Origin of the sequence: Streptomyces sp. NPDC017979 (genome assembly GCF_044328175.1) — a bacterium.
Taxonomy (GTDB): Bacteria; Actinomycetota; Actinomycetes; order Streptomycetales; family Streptomycetaceae; genus Streptomyces.
Genome location: NZ_JBIRGU010000005.1, coordinates 451,686 through 469,020, shown reverse-complemented (window position 1 = coordinate 469,020; position 17,335 = coordinate 451,686). Strand labels below are relative to the sequence as shown.

Genomic DNA, 17,335 nt, shown 5'->3' with positions numbered 1-17,335 from the left:
CCTCGACGCTCGCTCGCCGTCGATGCTGCTTTGTGTCTGGCGACCCTCATTATGTGACCTATCTCATGATTCCCCGGTGGAAGGAGAGGTGGCTGGTCAGGTTGCTGCTTACCGAGGGCGGGCCGCTTCGACGAAGGCTTGCCCAGCGCATAGCCATCTCCAGTGATGGCCATGCGGGGCCAGTCAGCGGCTGATGGTGATCATCACGTTGAGCACTGGCGATGCCACTGACGGCTGGCTCTGTCCAATATCCTCGTAGCCCCACGACCTGTAGAGCACGTGGACCTTTCCGTCGCCAGCGGCCGGGTTAACCATCAGCGTCACGTACGGCTCATCGCTGGCCGCGAGGAGGGCGTCGTGGATGCGGCGGGCCGTGCCGGTCTTGCGCCAGGCCGGGCGGACGCCGATCTCCTTCAGGGCCAGGGCCGGGCGCTCGGTGTACTTCTCGGCCGGCTCGGGGGTGGTGCGCTGCCAGTAGCGGTCGCCGCGTTCGATGGTGTTGCCGTAGGCGTAGCCGACCGGTTCGTCGTCCGCGTAGGCGAGGACAGCGACGAAACCCGGTTCGGTGCCGTGGCGGTCCAGGCGTTCGCCGAAGGTGGTGACCGCGTAGTTCGGCAGGTGGAGGAGGGGGGCGCGTACGTCGGCGTAGACGTCGAGGAGGTCGCCGCGGACGGGGTCGAGGGTGGTGAAGGTGCGCAGTTCGATGGCGGGGGCCGTGGTCATGCGGTGGTCCTCCAGGTGGCGGCGTGCTCGGTCCAGGTCTGCGTGGTGGTGCTGCCGGGGGCGGTGGCGCGGAGGGCGGCGCCGAACTCCTGGAGCATGCGGGCTACCCGGGCGTGGTGGGTGGCGACGTGGGCGGGGACCTTCATCGCGGTGGCTGTGGCGGTGTCCGCGGCCCCCTGTGCGAGCTGAGCGTGGGCGAGGCGGGTCGTTGCGATGGCGCGGGATCTGATCATGTGGGGGCGGAGCGCGGACAGGCAGCGGTGGGCGTGGTACTCGGCGGTCGGGTAGTCGCCCAGGGCCAGGTTCGCGGAGAGGGCCAGGGAGTCCAGCTCGGCCTGGTCGTAGAAGGCGAGCATCCACACGGGGCGGTAGTCCGTGGGGTCGGAGCGCAGCATGGCTTCCTGGGCCTGGTCGAACGTTCGGCGCATGCCGCTGCGGTCCTGGGCCGTGCCCTGGATGGCTCCCTGGCGGGCCAGGCCGAGGGAGGCGAACAAGGGGTCGCGCCGGGTGAGGAAGAGGTTGCGGGCCACGTCGTTCGCGGCGAGGGCGTCGGCGGGTCGCCCGAGGTGCCGGTACATGGTTCCCGTGTGGCTCCAGATGCGGAACTTGATCGCCTGGTCCCCGGACATCTCGGCGAGGGTCTGGGCCTCCCGCATGTGTGTCTTCGCGTCGTCGTAGCGCCGACCGTCGATCGCGGCCCACATCGCGGAGGAGCGGAACGCCGCCGCGGAGGCGTACAGGCTGCTGCGTACGCGCTGCGTCGCACTGCCAGCGTTCTGGAGGTTCAGTGCCTCGTTGGCGAGGGCGGCGGCTCGCTGTTCGATTCCGAGTTGTCCGCCGTGCCGGTGGTCGCTGGCGATGATCTCGGTGAAGCGCTTCTGGAGACGGTCGACGTCGCTCATGCCGATCCTGCGTGGCGAAGCGGTGCCGGGTGACGCCGCAGCGACAACGGCCGTCGCGATCCCGCCGACGAGCGTACGGCGCTTCATGTCAGGGTCCTCCTGCTGCGGTGGAACCAGGGCCGACGGAGTCCTGCCCCGTGGAACGAACCCTAAAGCGGTGGCGGGCAGACCGGCGATGTCCTCAAGCGCCTTGCGGGTGGCCGACTTCGGCCACCTCACACGGCCGGCCTTCCAGCCCCGGACCGATGATCCGTCGAGACCTCCGGGCCTTCCGGTCAACTGCTCTAAGGACCTGTTCACAGCGTCGGCGAGGCTGTTGGAGCTGTAGCCGTGCTCGGCCATCCACGCCTCAAGAACGGTGTTGCGCGTGGCATCCATCCCGGCACGGTAGCGCTCGCGTCGCCCAGCCATCAGGTAAACGCTGGGTCAAATCGCCCTAGGTCGACCCGTCGAGCCGGTGCCTGATGGCCCTAACCGGCAGAGCCGAAGGCGGGGTTGTCTGAGTGTCGGCCGCCCACCATCCCGGGCGGCGTTGACGGCCCGGTCCGCACCGCTCACATCCCGCAAGGGGCGGACCGGGCACCGAGACAAACCGAAGGCTCCATCCCCATGACGAGTCTCAACACACCTGTTCATGCCGCCCGTGTCGGGCGCCCCATCTACAGCCAGACCATCCCGTGCCAGCCCTCCACCGCTGAGACCGGCCGCAAGCTCGTTCAGCGCGTCCTGGGCGCGTGGTGCCTCGATGAGCTCACCGACGGTGCCGTGCTGATCGTCACGGAACTGATCGCGAACGCGTCGAAGCACACCTCGTGCCAGGACATCCGCCTGACCGTGGGACGCCCGAGCGCGTCGCGAGTCCGGGTCGGCGTCGTGGACTGGGAACCGGAGCGTCTGCCCGCCGCCGGTCACGCGGATCACGGTGACGAGTCGGGCCGCGGCCTGCTCCTCATCGACGCGGTGTCGGACCGCTGGGGCTATGACCTGTACGGCTCGGACAGGTGCCCATGGGGCAAGGAGGTCTGGGCCGAGCTTCAGCTCACGGCCGACGGATCGACGACCCGTCGGCCGCATCCATCAATGAACCCACCAAACAAGGAGGTAGTCACCATGACGCGCAACACCGTCATCCCCAGTCTCACCCAGGTCCGCCCCCAGGCGGCCGAAGCGTCGGACGGCTTCGACCTCGACGTCTCCCTCGTCGAGATCGCCGACCCGGCGGGGCTGGTCAACCTGACCGACGACAACTGCGGCACCACCTGCGGTGCCTGCACCACCAACGTCGCCTGACCTGCCTGTGGTCCCTTCTGGTGCCGCCGCCTCCGTGCGGCGGCACCAGCCACCCGTTCCGCAACCCGTGGAGGAATCGATGGCCATCCCGACCGCGGCGTACCGCGCCGGGGCAACCGCCCTCGTGCGCGCCGTCGCCCGCCCGTCGTTGTCGGTTCCCCCATGCCCTGAGCTTGACGAGCCCGGCAGCGCGACAGCCCAGGTGACCTGGCTTCGCGCGGTCTGGGCGGACCAGGACCTCGCCGAGTCCTTGCGGCACTCCAGCCCGTCCCTGGCCGCGCAGGTGCAGGAAGTGTCCACGAGTCGGCGTCCCGCTCCACGGGACCTTCGACGCACGGCTCAATCCGTGATCCGTTATCTGCTGCGGGTCCAGCACCGGGCGACACCGTTCGGTCTGTTCGCCGGGGTGGCCACCGCGACGTGGAAATCGCAGCCGCGCGCGGATTGGGGCGAGGGGCATGTCCTCGTCGGCCGGGCTGGAGCGGAATGGCTGGCCGCCGTCGTACAGCGGCTGGAGTCGTGCCCGGAACTCCTTGAACGGCTGCCGGTCATCGCCAACAACACCGCATTTGTACGTGGAGACCGGCTCGTCGTGCCATTCCAGTCAGATGACCGAGGCGACGGGACCCGGGCGGTCGAGGCGACGCTCACTCTCACCGCACCTGTGCGTGTGGCGCTCGCCGCCGCCAAGGCTCCGGTCAGGGCCAGAGCGCTCCTGAGCAAGTTGTGGACGGAGTTCCCCGAGGCCGGACCGGAGAAGACTCACCGGCTGTTGGAAGAGCTGATCCGACGGCGGGTCCTGGTCACCAGCCTGCACGCGCCGAGTACCGAGCCCGACGCCCTCGGGTACCTCGTCGAACAGCTTGACGCGGCCGATGCCGGGACCGTCGCTCCGATCTCCAAGACAGTGACCGAGCTGCACGCCATCAGGGTGCGCCTGGAGAAGTGCGCCACACGGGATGAGCGGGACAGAGTCGCCGTGCGGATGCGGGAGCTCGTACCGGGCGGGAAGCGCCACCCCATCGCGTTCGACCTGCGGCTGAACGCCCGGCTCGCACTGCCGGAGGCAGTGGCCCGGGAGGTAGAACAGGCCGCGCTCGTCCTGACCCGGTTGAGTGCGCGTCCGTACGGAACGGTCGCGTGGGGCGAGTACCACCAGCGGTTCTACGAGCGGTACGGCATCGGCACGATGGTGCCGCTCAAGGAGGTCGTGGCGGACAGCGGCGTCGGCTACCCCGACGGCTACCCGGGTACGCCGGGCGGTGCGCGTCGGCCTCGGATCTCCGCTCGGGACGACGTCCTCGTACGCCTGGCGCAGACGGCCGCGCTGGAAGGGCGCGACGAGGTCGTCCTCACCGAGGAACTCATCGCCGCTCTTGATGTGGGGCCGGACGAGCCACGGCTCCCTCCGCATCTGGAGATGGGCGTACGGGTCCACTCGGCCAGCCTGGAGGAGCTGCGGCGCGGGCGTTTCCGGCTGGAGGTCGTGAGCGTGTCACGCGGCGCGGGCGTCTCCACGGGCCGTTTTCTCAGCGTGCTGGAGCCCGCAGACCGGGAGGTGCTGAGCGCGGAACTGGTCGGTCTGCCAGCCGCAGACAGCGACACCGTGCCCGCGCAGCTCTCCTTCCCGCCGCTGTTACCCGAAAGCGCTCATGTCACCCGGGCGCCCCAGGTCCTGCCCACCATGATCAGCCTCCAGGAGCACCGCGCCCCAGGTGTCGGCGTACTCACCCCCGACGACCTCGCGGTCGCGTGCGACGGACGCCGTATGTACCTGGCAACCCCAGGGCGAGGCCACCGGGTCGAAGCCGTCGGGATGAACGCGCTCAACCTGCACACGCACACCCCGCCGCTGGCGCGGTTTCTCACCGAACTGTCCCGCGCCCAGTGCGCACAGGTCACCGTCTTCGACTGGGGTGCCGCAGCGGCAATGCCGTTCCTGCCGCGGCTCCGCTACGGGCGTACGGTGCTGGCCCCGGCACGCTGGCGACTGGAGGCATCGGAGCTGTCCGGCTTCGCCCAGTGGGATACAGCTCTGGCCGACTGGCGGGTCCGGCGACGGTTACCGCGTCAGGTTTACCTGATGGAAGGGGACCGGCACCTCTTCCTCGACCTCGACGAGGCTGGCCACCGAACGCTGCTCCGCCAGCACCTCGACCGGACACCCGCCGCCGTGCTGGTCGAAGCCCCGGAGGAGTACGGCTGGTGCGACGGGCGCGCCCACGAGGTCGTGGTGCCCCTCAAGGCGGTACGGCCGGCTGCCTGGCCGCCCCTGCCCGCTCCTACTGCGGCTCGCACCCTCTCACCAGCGCAGATGCAGACTCCTGCCTCCTCGTCCGTGCTCCTGGCGGCCCTGTACGGAGACGCCCGCCGCCAGGACACCTTGCTCGCCCAGCGCCTGCCCGAACTGCTGAAGCGGCTCGGCAACCCACCCTGGTGGTTCATCCGCTTCCGTGACCCGGCCCAGCACCTCCGCGTACGTATCGCCCTCCCTCATCCAGAAGCCTTTGCCGAGACCACTCGTGCGGTGAGCGAGTGGGGCGACGAGATGCGCAGCGCCGGACTGCTGGCGGACCTCCGATACCCCACCTCGTACCGCGAGATGGGACGCTGGGGTTCCAGAGCGGCGTGGGAGGCCGCCGAAGAGGTGTTCCGCGCCGACTCGCGCGCCGTGGTGACGCAGCTCGCACAGCGGCAGCGCCCCGGCCAACGCGCCCTGGTGGCGGCGCACACCGTCTCCATCGCCTCAGCTTTCCTTGGCTGCACCGAAGCCGGGATGCGGTGGCTGATCGACCACATCCCACCGACGGCGCCCGCGTCCGTGCCCCGCGCGCTGTTCAGCGAGGCCGTACGACTTGCCGATCCCCGCGACGGCTGGTCGGCACTGCGCGGAGTGCCGGGCGGGGAGGCCATCGTGGCGGGATGGGCAGAACGGGACGCGGCACTCGCCGCCTATCGCCCGCACCTGCCCGGTCCGGACACCCGAGGCATTGCCATCGACGATGTCCTGACGTCACTCCTGCACGTCCACTTCGTACGGCACGTCGCGGTGAACTTCCCCGAGGAAGAAGTGTGCCTCTACCTGGCGCGCGCCACCGCTCTCGCCTGGACCGCGCGTGCCAAGAGGAGGCCGGCATGACCACCCACCCAGCTCTCGGCCTGGTCGACGTCATCGCGTCCCGGCTCGCCGATCCCGAGGTACAGCGGTTCTCCCCCTCGTACCGGCAGCACCTGGCCTATGGCCCTGCTGGCATCGCGCTCCTGCACATCGAACGAGCCGCACGCGGCCTCGGGCCGTGGCAGCGCGCTCACGACTGGCTCGCCGCCGCCTCCCGCCAGCCTCTTACCAGCGGTCCCGACAGCCACCCCTTCTACGGGACGCCCGCCCTCGCCCACGCGCTGGCCTGCGCGGCGGACCACCTCCCCGGCTCATACCAACGCGCGCTGAACACGATGAACGACCAGATCGCGATCGACGTCGGACGCCGGTTGGATGCCGCCCACCGCCGTATCGACGCCGGGCGTCTGCCGCAGCTCGCCGAGTTCGACGCGATCCGAGGGCTGACGGGATACGGCGCCTACCTGCTGCGCCACGCTCCCGACGGAGCCACGACGCGTGCTGTGCTCGACTACGTCGTACGCCTCACCGAACCGTTGGCCCACCAGGACGAGGCCCTGCCCGGCTGGTGGACCGACACCGGACCCTCTGGCCACCCAGACGACCGCTTCCCCCGCGGCCACGCCAACAACGGCATGGCCCACGGCATCGGCGGAGTGCTCGCGCTTCTGGCCCTGGCTGCCCGGCACGGCACCGTCGTCCACGGGCACCACACGGCGATGGGCACCATCCTGACCTGGCTGGACCGTTGGAAAGCCGGTCAGGCTTGGCCGTACTGGATCACCCGGGACGAGCTGCGGACCGGCTGCGGCGCCCCATCTCCAGTCCAGCGACCCTCTTGGTGCTACGGCACCGCCGGCCTTGCCCGCGCCCAGCAGCTCGCCGCGATCGTCCTCGGCGACATCGACCGGCAGACCGAGGCGGAGAACGCCCTCGTGGCTGCCCTCACCGACGTCGACCAGCTCAAGGCCACGACGGACAAGGGTCTGTGCCACGGGCTCGCAGGGCTTGTCCACATCGCAACCCGGGCAGCCGACGACGCTCACAGCTCGACCGCAGGCCGCATCCGCGCCTCAATTCCCGCCCTCCTGGACGCGATTCATTCGGCAGGCACCGCATTCCGGAACGGAGACCCCGGCCTGCTCGACGGTGCCGTCGGCACGGCCCTGGCACTCATCGCGCCCAGCACCGCCGTCCCACCCCGTTCCGCCTGGGACGCCTGTCTGCTCGTCGCCTGATCCACCGACCGAAGGACCCCGCGATGCCCTCCGACCGCTGGCAGCAGCACAACATCACCTTCGTCGACCGATCAGGCGCCCGCCGCGTCATCGCCGAATGTCTCGCCCCCGCCCTGACCAACGCCGAGGCAACCGGGCAGCTCACCGGCTGGTGGTTCATGAACAAGCAGCCCTGGCCGCTGCGATACCGCGCTGACGAACCCTCCCCGGTCATCCAGTCGCTGCTGGACGACCTCGTCGGCGAGCGCTCGGTCTCGTCCTGGCGGCCCGGCATATACGAGCCCGAGGTCGACGCGTTCGGCGGACCGACGGCCATGGAGACCGCCCACCAACTGTTCGCCGACGACTGCCGCCATCTGTTGGCCTACCAGCCCGGCCCGGGGTACCTGGGGCGCCGGGAGACCGTCGTCCTGCTGGTCAGCGCGATGATGCGCGGTGCTGGACTCGACTGGTTCGAGCAGGGTGACGTCTGGGTGAAGGTGGCCGCACTCCGGCCGACTACCGATCCTCTGCCGCCCGGGCGAGCCGCCACGCTGGCTCCCGCCATGCGGAAGCTGATGACCGCCGAGGCCCATGACCTCTGCCACCCGGGCGGCCCGCTCCACGGGCACGACGCATGGGTCACCGCCTTCGAACAGGCGGGAGCAGCCCTCGCCAGCCTCGCCGGACACGGCGTTCTCACCCGTGGCCTGCGGGCCGTCATCGCCCACCACACGATCTTCCACGCCAACCGCGCCGGTCTCCTCCGGGACGACCAGAGCGCTCTGTTCAACATCGCACGAGAGGTAGTCATGGGAACCAGTGACAACACCGCATCGCCCAGCGGGTCAGCGGCAGACGCCGCTAGCGTCGGCGCGGTGAACACCGACACGATCACCACCGACTCGGCGGACGCCGAGCGCCTTCGCAACGCCCTGGTCGACCGGATCCGGGAGAACGGTCACGCCCGAACCCCCGCCGTCGAGAACGCTCTGCGGTCCGTTCCCCGCCATGTGTTCGTGCCCGAAGCATCTCTCGAAGACGCCTACGCCAACGCCCCGGTGCACATCAAGTACGACACCGACGGCACCTCCATCTCGTGCGCATCCCAGCCTGGGGTCGTCGCCCTCATGCTGGACCAGCTCGACGTCCGGCCCGGCGAGCGCGTCCTCGAACTCGGTGCCGGAAGCGGCTACAACGCCGCTCTCCTCGCGCACCTCGTCGGCGAGAGCGGTCACGTCACCACCCTGGACGTCGACGACGACCTCGTTGAGGGAGCACGCGCCCATCTCGCCGCCGCCGGGATCACCAATGCCAAGGCCGTGACCAGGGATGGAGCCCTTGGGTACGCGGAGGGAGCGCCGTACGACCGGATCATCGCCACTGTCGGCGCACACGGCGTGCCGCACGCCTGGCTGGATCAGCTCGCCCCCGGCGGACGGCTGCTCGTGCCCCAGCGCCTCAAGGGCAGCGTCGCCCGCTCCATCGCGTACGAACAGCGCGACGGCCGGTGGGTATCCCTCGGCAGCGAGATGAACACCTTCATGCCGCTCCGGCGCGGCATCGCCGACGACGACCGCCGCGTCATCCCGCTCAGCGCCGACGGCACCGTCCGGCTCCAGGCCCCCGCCGGCCAGGACATCGACGCCGACGCCCTCGCCAATGTTCTGGAACAGCCGCGCACCGAGGAGTGGACCGGGATGACGGTTCGCGCCATGGAGTCGCCGGAGTGGATGGAGCTGTTCCTCACCTGCTCCCTGCCCTCCGGCCTGATCCGGATGCTGTTCCCCCAGAGCGCCAAGAGCGGGCTGCTCACCGAGGACCCGTACCCCTCGTCCACCGCGACCGTGGAGAAGGGCGCCGTCACCTATCTGGCCCGGCGGCTGCTGGAGAAGCGGACCCCGGAAGGCGGCAAGCTCTGGGAGTTCGGCGTCATCGGCCACGGCCCCGGCAGCGACGAGCTGGCCGCGAAGGTCGCGGACGCGATCCGCACCTGGGACCGGAACTATCGCGGCCGTGAGGCCACCTTCGAGATCCAGTCTCTCGACGCCGCGCCTGTCGAACAGCGCACCGGCCTCTTCGCCGTCGACACTCCACTGAACCGGATTGTCGTCGACTGGCAGTGACACCCCGCGAATAGCGGAGGTGCCCGTCGGCATACGGCGGGCGGGCACCGCCGCCCCTCAGTTGCGACTCACACCCCGGGGGACCCATGGACCCGCACGGCCCCATAGCCCAGCGCTTCCCGCTCGTCGCCCGATTCCGCCCGGCCTGTCTGCCCCTGCCCGAGCGCGTCCGCGCACTCGTCGCCCTGGCCGACACCGCAGTGCGGAAGGCTGACCAGGGACTGGCGTCGGCCGTTTACAACCAGGCCGCCCTCATCGCCTCCGACCTGGACCTTCCCGGCCTCGCCCGCGAGATGTGCCACCAGCACGCCGCCGCCTATCTCGACTCCTGCCCGCTGCCCGGAACGAGTGCGATCCGAGGACTCGAACCCGTCGTCAACCTCGCCCGCCTCCAGATCCGTGCCGGCCACCCCGACGAAGGCCGCCAGCGACTGCTCGACCTCTACGACGCCGTCGAGACCGGTGCGACCGCTCGGTTCGACGGTGTCGAGGTGCCGGCGGATCTCGCCGCGACCGACGAGGACCGCCAAGAGGCCCGCGCGTGGCTCTGGCGCGTACTCCTCGCCGACGGCACGCGCACCCTCACCACCGCCGGACGCTGGGCCGAGGCGCTGAAGCACATCGAGTCCCACCGAGGCGTGGGCAGCCGAATGCTCGACGGCCGCCAGGTCGCCGTTCTCGCCTCACTCGTTTCTAGCGCCCCGGAATCAGCAGCGGATCTCCTCCGAGACACGACACCCGGCGACCCGTGGGAAGAGACCGTCACAGCTTGCCTGACCGTCCTGTGCCGCCGCGAGGCCCGGCAATCGTTCGACGACCACCTGTCGGAACTGACCTCGGCCTACCTTCACCGGCAGGCCGAGCCCGGAATGACCGTCTTCGACATCCGGCTCGGCCTCACCGTCCTCGACGCGATCGGCTCCCCCGAGGCACCTGCGGCACACCGCGTCGTGGAAGACCTCCACCGCAGGACGACGGAGGCCGAGGACGGCTACGCCGCCCGCGCGGTCCTGGCCCATCCACTCTTTCTCACTCTCGCCACGGAGCGTGGGGTCCAGGAGTGCCACGAGCTGGTCAATGCCTGCGCCCTGGGAGCGGGGACGATCCCGGAGGACCTGCACAGTGCACTGGCCTCGGCCTTACGCACCAGCGGCAAGGTGATCCGGGACAGCTTTCAAAGCACCAACGGGAAGCCAAGCGGTCCAAGAAGACCTAGCCGAGGACGGGAAAGTACCCAGCAAAAGATGCGCAGCGAGTAGAGCAGGAACCTCCCGCTCACGCATGGCTCACCCAAGCATTCCGCTCGGCACTCAGGCCGCGTGACAGACCATGCCCCGAGCAACAGAAACCCCAGGTCAAGGGATACGTGACCTGGGGTTTTCTGAGCCGCCTTCGGGATTCGAACCCGAGACCTACGCATTACGAGTGCGTTGCTCTGGCCAACTGAGCTAAGGCGGCGCGCTACGGATCGAAGACCCCTCGCGGGGATACGTTCGCATCAGCAGCGGCGCTCAGTCTACAGGGTTCTTCCGGGTGCCCCCGACCACCTCCGCGGGGGCGACCCTGCACCTCAGGGGTGGGGTGCGCCGGGGGTCAGCGGCAGCGTTTGCCGTCCGGGGGGACCGTGCCTTCGAGGAGGTAGGTGTTGATCGCGGTGTCGATGCAGTCGCTGCCGCGGCCGTACGCGGTGTGGCCGTCGCCGTCGTACGTCAGCAGGGTGCCGGAGGAGAGCTGGGACGCGAGGGACTGCGACCACTTGTAGGGGGTCGCCGGGTCGCGGGTGGTGCCGACGACGAGGAGGGGGGCGGCGCCCTTGGCCTCGATGCGGTGGGGGGTGCCGGTGGCGGGGCTGGGCCAGTAGGAGCAGTTCAGGGCCGACCAGGCGAAGTTGCGGCCGAAGACGGGGGACGCCTGCTGGAAGTCCGGGACCGCGGCCGTCACCTGCTCGGGGTCGGTGAAGGCGGGCGGGGCGTCGAGGCAGTTCACGGCGGCGTTGGCGAACATCAGGTTCGCGTAGCGGCCGTCCGGGTCGCGCTCGTAGTACGTGTCCGCGAGGCCGAGGAGCGCGGCGCCGTCACCGGCCATCGCGCCGGTGAGGGCGGTGCGGAGCTGGGGCCAGGCCGCCTCGTCGTACATCGCGGTGAGCACGCCCGTGGTGGCCAGCGACTCGCCGAGTGCGCGGTCGGTGCCGGTGGGGACGGGCTTGGCGTCCACGTCGGTGAAGAACTCGGCGAGGCGGTCGGAGGCGTCCGTCACCGACGCGGTGCCCAGCGGGCAGTCCTTGCGCTTGACGCAGTCCCTCGCGAACGACTGGAACGCGGTTTCGAAGCCCGCCGTCTGGTCGCGGTTCAGCTCGCGGGCCGACAGGGCGGGGTCCATCGCGCCGTCGAGCACCAGCCGGCCGGTGCGGGCGGGGAAGAGTTCGGCGTACGTCGCGCCGAGGAAGGTGCCGTACGAGGCGCCGACGTACGAGAGCTTCGCGTCGCCGAGCACGGCGCGCAGCACGTCCATGTCGCGGGCCGCGTCCGCGGTGGAGACGTGCGGCAGGACCCGGCCGGAGCGCTTCTTGCACCCCTCGGCGAAGCCCTTCAACGATTCGACCAGCCGGGCCGCCTCCTGCTGGGTGTCCGGGGTCTGGTCGACCTGGGTGTGCTTGTCCATGCCCTTGCCGTCGAGGCACTCGATCGGCTCGCTGCGGGCCACCCCGCGCGGGTCCATCGCGACCAGGTCGTAGCGGGCGCGCACGGGGGCGGGGTAGCCGATGCCCGCGTACGCCTGGAGGTACTCGACCGCGGAGCCGCCCGGGCCGCCGGGGTTCACGTGGAGGGAGCCGATGCGGTCGCCGGGGCCGGTGGCCTTCTTGCGGGCGACGGCCAGCTCCACGGATTCCCCGGCGGGCTTCGCGTAGTCCAGCGGGGCCTTCAGCGTGGCGCACTTGAAGCCCTCCGCCCCGCAGTCCCGCCACTTCAGCTGCTGCGCGTAGTACGGCTTCAGCGCTGCGGACGGGGCGGTGCGGGCGTCGCCTGCGCCCGCGCCCGGGCCGCCCGAGGTGGCGGGCGAGGGCGAGGAGTCCCCGGCCGTGCAGCCGGAGAGCAGGGCGCCCGTCGCGACCAGGGCGAGGGCGGAGCTGCGGAGGAAACGCCGTGGGTCCATCCCCGGAGCGTAGGCGAGGTCGCCGCCGTCCGGGCCCCGGCCTCACCCGTACGGGGACGGCCGCGGGGCTGCGCGGCTCAGGCCCGGCTCAGCCGGCGCGCAGCGCCATCGTCATCGCCTCCACCGCCAGCAGCGGGGCGACGTTCGCCTCCAGGGCCTCCCGGCAGGACACCACCGCCTGTATCCGGCGCAGGGTGCGCTCGGGCGTGGACGCGCGGGCGATCCGTTCGAGGGCGTCGCGCACGTCGGTGTTGGCGAGGGCGACCTCGCTGCCGAACTGGAGGGCGAGCACGTCCCGGTAGAAGCCGGTCAGGTCGCTGAGCGCCAGGTCCAGGCTGTCCCGCTGGGTACGCGTACGGCGGCGCTTTTGGCGGTCCTCCAACTCCTTCATCGCGCCGGCGGTGCCCCGCGGCATCCGGCCGCCCTGCGCGGCGCCGAGCGCGGCCTTCAGCTCCTCCGCCTCCCGGACGTCCAACTCCTCCGCGACCTGCTTCGCGTCGTCCGCCGCCGCGTCGATCAACTCCTGGGCCGCCTTGAGGCAGCCGCCGACGTCGTCCACGCGCAGCGGCAGCTTCAGCACGGTGGCCCGGCGTGCCCTGGCCCGCTCGTCGCTGGCCAGCCGACGGGCGCGGTCGATGTGGCCCTGGGTGGCCCGGGCCGCGGCGGCCGCAGCGTCGGGCTCGATGCCGTCCCGCCTGATCAGGACGTCAGCGACAGCGGTGACCGGGGGCGTGCGCAGCGTCAGATGGCGGCAGCGGGACCGGATCGTCGGCAGCACGTCCTCCAGGGAGGGCGCGCACAGCAGCCACACCGTGCGCGGCGCGGGCTCCTCGACGGCCTTCAGCAGCACGTTGCCGGCGCCCTCCGTCAGGCGGTCGGCGTCCTCCAGGATGATCACCTGCCAGCGGCCGATGGCCGGCGAGAGCTGGGCGCGGCGGACCAGGTCGCGGGTCTCCTTGACGCCGATGGAGAGCAGGTCGGTGCGGACCACCTCCACGTCCGCGTGCGTCCCCACGAGCGCGGTGTGGCAGCCGTCGCAGAACCCGCAGCCGGGCGCGCCGCCCAGGGCCCGGTCGGGGCTGACGCACTGGAGCGCGGCGGCGAAGGCGCGCGCGGCGGTGTCCCGGCCTGCGCCGGGCGGGCCGGTGAACAGCCACGCGTGCGTCATCTTGGACGCCTCGGGGCGCGGGGTGCCCTCGGCGTCGGCGGTGACGAGCGCGTCGGCGTCCCGCGCGGCTGCCGCGAGCTGCTCCTGCACCCGCTCCTGACCGACGAGGTCGTCCCACACGGCCATGTGCTGTCACCCGCCTTTTTCCTGCATCGCGTACGGATCGGATTCCATTGTGGACGCTGGGTGTGACAGCGCGGGTCCCGAGCGTACGGACGACGCGCCCGCATCCGTACCCGTACAGGTCCGCGGGTACGGATGACGGATGCGCGGCACGCGTCAGCGACGGCGCTTGCGGCGGCCGTCCCCGTCGTCGTCGTGCGGGCCGAGGAGTTCGTCCGCGAGCGACGGGAGGTCGTCGAGCGGGGTCTCCTCCGCCCAGTCCGGACGGCGTCGGGAGGCACCAGGGGCCACCGCGTCCGGGTCGACCTGCGGGAGTTCGCGCGTACGGTCGTTGGGGCCGACGGCGTCGTCACCACCCCGCCCGTCCCGCTCGTCCCGTCCCTCATGCTCATCGCGGAAGAAGCCCTGCGGCACCCGGTCCGCCGGCGACTCGTCGCCCACGGCCGGCAGCACGGCCGTCTCCTCGACATCGCGCTCGGCACGCGGATCGCGCACCGGCGGCAGCACCGCCGTCTCCTCGACGTCCCGCTCGGCACGCGAGTTCTGCGAGCCCCGCGAGCCCCGTTCGTCCCGCGAGTCCCGCTCGGCCGCCTCCGACGCGACCCGCGGAACCTCCTGCGTCACGTCGTCCGGACGGACGATCGGCGTCGGCACGGTGACCTCGTTCGCGGACTCCTCGGCCGCGGCAGCCGCGGCCTCAGCCGCCGCAGCGGCTTCAGCAGCCTCGGCCTTCCGCCGGGCCTCCTCCTCGGCCGCCCGCCGCGCCTCTTCCTCAGCCTTCCGCTGCGCCTCTTCCTCGGCCTTGCGACGGGCCTCTTCCTCGGCCGCCTTGCGGGCTTCCTCCGCCCGCAGCAGCGCCTCTTCCGCCTTGCGCTGCTTCTCCAGCCGCCGCGCCTCGGCCTCCTCGCGCAGCCGCTTCTGCTCCTCCGCCAGTTGGCGCAGCCGCTCCTGCTCCTCGCGGCGGGCCTTCTCCTCGGCCTCCCGCTTGCGGCGCTCCTCCTCGGCGAGGCGCCTGGCCTCCTCGGCGCGCTGGCGCGCCTCCTCCGCCTGGCGTTCGGCCTCGCGCTGCCGCGCGGCCTCCTCCTCCGCCTTCCGGCGCGCCTCTTCCTCCGCGCGCAGCCGGGCCAACTGCTCCTGGCGCTCCCGCTCCAGGCGCTCTTCCTCGGCCTTGCGCGCGGCCTCTTCCTCCGCCTTGCGACGGGCCTCCTCCTCGGCCGCCTTGCGGGCCTCCTCCTGCGCCTTCACCTCGGCCTCGGAGAGCGGCAGCATGCGGTCGAGCCGGTGGCGCACCGCGGTGGTGACGGACTCGGGCTCCATCCCGGCGTCCACCACCAGATAGCGCCCCGGGTCCGCGGCGGCCAGCGTGAGGAAGCCGGCGCGCACCCGCTGGTGGAACTCCACCGGCTCCGACTCCAGCCGGTCCGGCGCTTCCGTGAACCGTTCGCGCGCGGTCTCCGGCGAGACGTCCAACAGCACCGTCAGATGCGGAACGAGTCCGTCCGTTGCCCAGCGCGAGATCCGGGCGATCTCCGTCGGGGACAGGTCGCGGCCCGCGCCCTGGTACGCCACGGACGAGTCGATGTAGCGGTCCGAGATCACCACGGCGCCGCGCTCCAGCGCCGGCCTGATCACCGAGCCGACGTGTTCGGCGCGGTCGGCGGCGTACAGCAGCGCTTCGGCACGGTTCGACAGCCCCGCGGACGACACGTCCAGCAGGATCGAGCGGAGCCGCTTGCCGACCGGGGTGGCCCCCGGCTCGCGCGTGACGACGACCTCGTGGCCCTTGGCGCGGATCCACTCGGCGAGCGCCTCGACCTGGGTGGACTTCCCGGCGCCGTCGCCGCCCTCCAGGGCGATGAAGAAGCCGGTGTCGGCGGGGGCCTGCTGCGGGTCGGCGCCGCGCCGCAGCGCGTCTCCGAGATCGCGCCGCAGCGGTACGCCTGACCGGTCGTCGGTCTTCGCCAGGACGACCGCGGCGACCGGCAGCAGCAGCGCGCCGACCAGCATCAGCGTGAACGCCGCGCCGCCGTGCGCGAAGACGACGTCGCCGCCGGCCAGCCGGTGCGGACCGATGACCGCGGCGAGCAGCGGCGCGGCCAGGGCGCCGCCGGCCAGGGCCACCCGCACGACCGCCTGGAGGTGTTCGGTCATCCGGCCGCGCCGGGACTCCTCCGTCTCCTGGTCGATGAGCGCGTGCCCGGTGTGCGCGGCGACACCGGCGGCGAAGCCCGCCAGCGCGGCGATGAACAGCACGGTCGCGGTGTCCGGGACCAGCCCGGCGGCCAGCAGCGCGACGCCGGTGACGGCGAGCGCGAGGGCCAGCAGCCGCCGGCGGGACAGGGCCGGCAGCACGGACGAGGCGCCGCGGATGCCGAGGCCGGTGCCGCCGGTCAGGGCCAGCACGAGCAGGGCGTACGCAGCGGGCCCGCCGCCGAGGTCGTAGGCGTGCAGCACGGAGACGGCGACGGCGGCGGAGATCGCCGCGGCGACCGCCCCGCAGCCCAGCACGAGCAGCGGCACGGCACCGGTCCGACCCTTGTCCGTGACCCGGCCGCCGTCGGCGGTGCCGGCCGCCACGGGCCGGCGCAGCCCTTCCAGCGGGGAGCGCGGGCGCGGCGTCTGCCCACCGGGCAGCGTGACGAAGTACAGCACCGAGACGGACGCGGCGAAGAGTCCGGCCGCGACGTACGAGCCCAGGGCGGCCTGGTGCGTGGCGAACCACTCCACGCCCTGCCCCAGCAACTCGCCGAGGAGGGACGCCACCAGCAGGATGACCGCCGCGGCCGGAACCACCAGGAAGGAGGTGCGCAGCCACAGCCGGCGCACCGCGTCGAGGTGGTCCGGCAGCGGGCGCACGGCGGCGCCCTCCGGCGGCGGCGCGGGCAGCAGCGCGGGTGCGGCGCCGTCGCGCGCGACGGTCCAGAAGCGTTCGGCGGCGCCCGTGACGAGGACGGTGCCGAGCAGGAAGAGGGGTGCGTTCGCCGGCGTCCAGTCGATCCACAGCGGGGCGACGACCAGCAGCCCGAGCCGCAGCACGTCCGCGCCGATCATCGTCCAGCGGCGGTCGAGCGGTCCCTTGTCCGCGGTGAGCGCGGTCAGCGGGCCGAGCAGTACGGCGCCGAACAGCAGCGTGGCGAAGACCCGGACGCCGAGCACCGCGGCGACGGCGAGCGCCGCGCCCCGGTAGCCGTCGCCGAAGGTGCCCTCGCTGACGGCCGCCTGAAGGGTCAGCAGCACCAGCACGAGGACGGCGAGTGCGTCCCCGACGCCCCCGACGACCTGTGCGTGCCACAGTCGCCGCAGCGACGGCACGCGCAACAGGGACCGCAGGGCGCGCTCGCGGCTGTCGGCCGCGAGGAGGTCGTCCACTGCGGCGGGCTCCGGCGCGGCCGCTGATGCGGGTGAGGCTGCGGGTGCAGCTGTGCCGGAGTCTGAGGCCGTCTCTGAGACGGTGCCCACGACCGCCTTCTGCTCGGGTGGCTGCTCGGCTCGCGTCATCCGCCCAGCCTATCCGG

At 71.9% G+C, this 17,335-nt stretch carries 10 protein-coding genes, 1 tRNA gene and 1 pseudogene; 6 read left to right on the top strand and 6 right to left on the bottom strand.

The window, feature by feature from the left end; all coding sequences use genetic code 11:
• Positions 1-183 precede the first annotated feature (183 nt).
• Both ACH4E8_RS17630 and ACH4E8_RS17625 read right to left on the bottom strand, forming a co-directional pair.
• Positions 184-723, bottom strand: a complete 540-nt coding sequence (locus ACH4E8_RS17630; protein ID WP_398449038.1) for a GNAT family N-acetyltransferase — start codon at positions 721-723, stop codon at positions 184-186.
• Positions 720-2,003 (bottom strand): XRE family transcriptional regulator, encoded by a 1,284-nt coding sequence (locus tag ACH4E8_RS17625; RefSeq protein ID WP_398449036.1) that lies wholly within the window; start codon positions 2,001-2,003, stop codon positions 720-722. The genes ACH4E8_RS17630 and ACH4E8_RS17625 overlap by 4 nt, the downstream gene beginning before the upstream one ends.
• Positions 2,004-2,234: 231 nt before the next feature.
• On the opposite strand from ACH4E8_RS17625, the pseudogene ACH4E8_RS17620 reads away from it, so the two are divergent.
• The 6 genes and pseudogenes from ACH4E8_RS17620 to ACH4E8_RS17595 form a co-directional block, all read left to right on the top strand.
• Positions 2,235-2,675 (top strand): annotated as a pseudogene (locus tag ACH4E8_RS17620) (ATP-binding protein); the annotation flags it as partial.
• Between the two features lie 60 nt (positions 2,676-2,735).
• Positions 2,736-2,915: an FxLD family lanthipeptide gene (locus ACH4E8_RS17615; protein WP_079185188.1), complete on the top strand. Its 180-nt coding sequence runs from the start codon at positions 2,736-2,738 to the stop codon at positions 2,913-2,915.
• 202 nt (positions 2,916-3,117) lie between these two features.
• Complete coding sequence (locus ACH4E8_RS17610) at positions 3,118-6,054, top strand: lantibiotic dehydratase (RefSeq protein ID WP_398449226.1); 2,937 nt, start codon at positions 3,118-3,120, stop codon at positions 6,052-6,054.
• Entirely contained in the window at positions 6,051-7,271 is a 1,221-nt protein-coding gene (locus ACH4E8_RS17605; protein ID WP_398449034.1) for a lanthionine synthetase C family protein, read from the top strand. The genes ACH4E8_RS17610 and ACH4E8_RS17605 overlap by 4 nt, the downstream gene beginning before the upstream one ends.
• 23 nt (positions 7,272-7,294) lie before the next feature.
• Positions 7,295-9,376: a methyltransferase, FxLD system gene (fxlM, locus tag ACH4E8_RS17600; RefSeq protein ID WP_398449033.1), complete on the top strand. Its 2,082-nt coding sequence runs from the start codon at positions 7,295-7,297 to the stop codon at positions 9,374-9,376.
• Between the two features lie 86 nt (positions 9,377-9,462).
• A complete protein-coding gene (locus tag ACH4E8_RS17595; protein WP_398449031.1) occupies positions 9,463-10,635 on the top strand; it encodes a hypothetical protein in 1,173 nt (390 codons plus the stop codon).
• 125 nt (positions 10,636-10,760) lie between these two features.
• Here the strand turns inward: ACH4E8_RS17595 and ACH4E8_RS17590 are convergent.
• The 4 genes from ACH4E8_RS17590 to tmk form a co-directional block, all read right to left on the bottom strand.
• Positions 10,761-10,834, bottom strand: a tRNA-Thr gene (locus ACH4E8_RS17590).
• A gap of 135 nt (positions 10,835-10,969) precedes the next feature.
• The gene (locus tag ACH4E8_RS17585) at positions 10,970-12,529 is read right to left on the bottom strand and encodes an alpha/beta fold hydrolase (protein ID WP_398449029.1); all 1,560 of its coding nucleotides are present in this window, start codon (positions 12,527-12,529) and stop codon (positions 10,970-10,972) included.
• An 88-nt stretch (positions 12,530-12,617) separates the two neighbouring features.
• Complete coding sequence (locus tag ACH4E8_RS17580; RefSeq protein WP_398449027.1) at positions 12,618-13,823, bottom strand: DNA polymerase III subunit delta'; 1,206 nt, start codon at positions 13,821-13,823, stop codon at positions 12,618-12,620.
• A 153-nt stretch (positions 13,824-13,976) separates the two neighbouring features.
• Positions 13,977-17,318, bottom strand: coding sequence for a dTMP kinase (gene tmk, locus ACH4E8_RS17575; protein ID WP_398449025.1), 3,342 nt, complete (start codon positions 17,316-17,318; stop codon positions 13,977-13,979).
• Between the last annotated feature and the right edge of the window lie 17 nt (positions 17,319-17,335).

Bases quoted from the DNA above. Each gene is read 5' to 3' on its own strand.
- ACH4E8_RS17585 (WP_398449029.1), bottom strand. From the start codon at position 12,529: ATGGACCCACGGCGTTTCCTCCGCAGCTCCGCCCTCGCCCTGGTCGCG.
- ACH4E8_RS17625 (WP_398449036.1), bottom strand. From the start codon at position 2,003: ATGGATGCCACGCGCAACACCGTTCTTGAGGCGTGGATGGCCGAGCAC.
- ACH4E8_RS17630 (WP_398449038.1), bottom strand. From the start codon at position 723: ATGACCACGGCCCCCGCCATCGAACTGCGCACCTTCACCACCCTCGAC.
- fxlM (WP_398449033.1), top strand. From the start codon at position 7,295: ATGCCCTCCGACCGCTGGCAGCAGCACAACATCACCTTCGTCGACCGA.
- tmk (WP_398449025.1), bottom strand. From the start codon at position 17,318: ATGACGCGAGCCGAGCAGCCACCCGAGCAGAAGGCGGTCGTGGGCACC.
- ACH4E8_RS17580 (WP_398449027.1), bottom strand. From the start codon at position 13,823: ATGGCCGTGTGGGACGACCTCGTCGGTCAGGAGCGGGTGCAGGAGCAG.
- ACH4E8_RS17615 (WP_079185188.1), top strand. From the start codon at position 2,736: ATGACGCGCAACACCGTCATCCCCAGTCTCACCCAGGTCCGCCCCCAG.
- ACH4E8_RS17595 (WP_398449031.1), top strand. From the start codon at position 9,463: ATGGACCCGCACGGCCCCATAGCCCAGCGCTTCCCGCTCGTCGCCCGA.
- ACH4E8_RS17605 (WP_398449034.1), top strand. From the start codon at position 6,051: ATGACCACCCACCCAGCTCTCGGCCTGGTCGACGTCATCGCGTCCCGG.